We start from the raw sequence: 2,409 nt of genomic DNA, 5'->3' as shown, positions 1-2,409 counted from the left end.
CAGGACTCCTGACATGGTCATTTAATTTGTGAGTGGCGCTGCCGTCATTTGATCTCGAATCGTAGGATTCGGTTCGAGCCCGGGTAGCGGGTCTCGGTGGTGGTGAGGTGGTTGCAGAGCTCACTGACCGCGGTGGTTGCCCGTCGGGTGGGAAGCGGATCGAGGCGGATGGTGAGGTAACCGTCCTGGCTGGGGTCGATGTCCCCGCTACCGGTGAGGGCGTGCCGGACCAGGGCGTAGGCCTCGTCGTCGGCGCGGGCGTAACCGGTGTTCGTGCGGATCTCCCTCGCCAGGGCGGAAGCGGTGTTGAAGGCAGCCATCCGGATCGCGTGGGCGAGCAGTTTCGTTTCGGTTTCCAGGACCTGCTGGCCCGGGGCTATGTCCGCGAGGGGAACCCGTGACGGGATCGCCTTGTGCGCTACCTGCGCCTGCTCGAGGGCGGTTTCGGTGGCGAACAGGTCCGCGGTGATCGCGTTGTGGACGGTGTTGGTGATCAGGACCGTGCCGGTTCCCGGCGCCGGTGTCCGGGTGGCCAGCAGCGCGGCGTCGGTGTCGGCGACGGTCTTCTCGTAGCGGGTTTTGGCGGCCAGGACGCTCTGGTAGGCCTTGCGTTTGGCCGGGTTCGGCACCGACCGTTCCGGATCGTCATCACTGCGGGCATAGGCATCGTGGGAATCCAGGGCGAAACGGATCCTGGCGTAGCGGAAGTAGTTCTCCTGCCGCCATCTGGCGCCCATCCGGTAAACAACCTCTCCGGCTGGCATGTCCTTATTGGTGGTGAGGATGTGGATCTGCCGTGAGCCGCCGCCGGGGGTGTTGACGGTTCGGCTGATCTGGCGCATCGCGAAGACCTCCCCGGTTGTCCCGACCGGGACCTCAACCCGGGTGTCCGCGGCGGTCCAGGACCGGGTTTGCCCGTGCCCGTCGGTGTGGGCGACCTCGGTGAACAGGCAGTCCTGGATGTCTTCGGTGCTGCCCTTGCGCCAGGTCAGCACATCGAAGCCCTGTTCATTCATGTGTTGGAACAGGGCCGGGGACCAGCCGCCGCGGTCGAAACCCACCAGCACCCTGCGGTCGTCGCCGATGATGGTGCGCAGAGTGGGAAGGAGTCGGCGCAGTTCCCCGGTCAGCGCGGCCCCGGGTTCGGCCATGACCACCAGCACCGGTGCCCCGTTAGCGTCGGCGACCCAGGTTTCCTCAGTTGCCGGGACCGGGAACTTCAACCGGGTGGAGTGGACCTTGCCGATCTTCCTGCTCCCCTGGTAGGCGCGCACATGCCCGTCAACGTAGAGCACCGCAGCCAGGCCCGGCTCCCCGCCCTGCTCAAGGCCGGCGTGGAGGTGTTTGGCCGCGATGGCGGTGAGCAGTTCCGCGGCCCTGCCGGTGCCGGCCAATGCCCCCATTTTGCGGCGGAGGGTTTTCACTTCCGGTGCCCGGTCCAGGCCCAGCACCCGCCCCATGGCTACCGGGTCGATCCGGGTGGCCCCTTCGGCCCGGGGTTCCCCGGCCAGGGCCTGGAACACGGCCCCGGTGAGGATGGTGTCCAGACCGTAAAACCCGTTCGGCAGCGCCCCGAACACCTCCTTCGAACATGCCAGCAGCCCTGTGTTCTCCAGGGCGGGCAGGGCCAGGAACAGCCCGGCCAATGGAACCCTTGCCGCCGGGGCGAACACCGGGGCCGCGCACTCCAACAATCCCCAACGGGCCGCGGCCCGCTCCCCGGACCGGTCCGCGGCAGCAGGGAGCACCGGCAGCCGTAGTTCGGCGATGGTGGGATCCGCTTCCGGAGCCTGCCGGGCCGGCTGGGAACGTGCCTGCACCACTGCAGCGGCAGGCATGCCGGCGCTGTCCCCGGTGTCCATGGATAATGCCCTGTCGACGCTGAAGACGGAGACGCCCACGGCTGCGGCGATGCTCCGGAACGTCTCCCCGCCGGCGCGCCGGGCTTTGATCTGCGCTATAACTTCCGGGGTGAGTTTGCTGGCGCCCCGGGGGCCAGGCTTCTCCGGCACCAGCCCGGCCACGCCGGAGGCTTTCAGGTCCCTGCGCCAGACCCACAACGTGCCTGCTTCGATCCCGAAGCCGGCAGCTATATCGGCCATCGGGGCGGCCTTCATATCCGCCAGTTTCGCCGCCGAGAACCGGCGGCTGGCCGTATCCCCGCCGTCCCAGGCATAGACCAGCTGCCCGTGCAGGAAGACGCGGCCGCCGTCGGCGTCTTCCAGCAGCGACACCGCCGGCCCGATCAGCACGGCACCTGACTCTATGGCTAACGGAAGGGGCGGTTGGGCAGTCATCACACTCATGATCCCACCCCTCAGCAACCGAACATTTCTTCTACTAGATTATATAACAAATGAGGGAGGATTAAAAGCCGGTCGCCCAACGAAAGACCCGAGATTACAAGGT

Annotated in this window: 1 protein-coding gene; it reads right to left on the bottom strand. The window is 67.0% G+C overall.

Annotated elements, in window-relative coordinates; all coding sequences use genetic code 11:
- Positions 1-44: 44 nt before the first annotated feature.
- Entirely contained in the window at positions 45-2,306 is a 2,262-nt protein-coding gene (locus tag IV498_RS18625) for a putative transposase (RefSeq protein ID WP_269048564.1), read from the bottom strand.
- Positions 2,307-2,409 lie beyond the last annotated feature (103 nt).

The organism is Paenarthrobacter sp. Z7-10 (genome assembly GCF_026932795.1).
GTDB lineage: Bacteria > Actinomycetota > Actinomycetes > Actinomycetales > Micrococcaceae > Arthrobacter_M.
The sequence above is the reverse complement of the archived record's forward strand: the minus strand, read 5'-3'. Positions and strand labels throughout refer to the sequence as shown.

Excerpts from the sequence above, each read along its gene's own strand:
- IV498_RS18625 (WP_269048564.1), bottom strand. The coding sequence starts at position 2,306 with ATGAGTGTGATGACTGCCCAACCGCCCCTTCCGTTAGCCATAGAGTCA.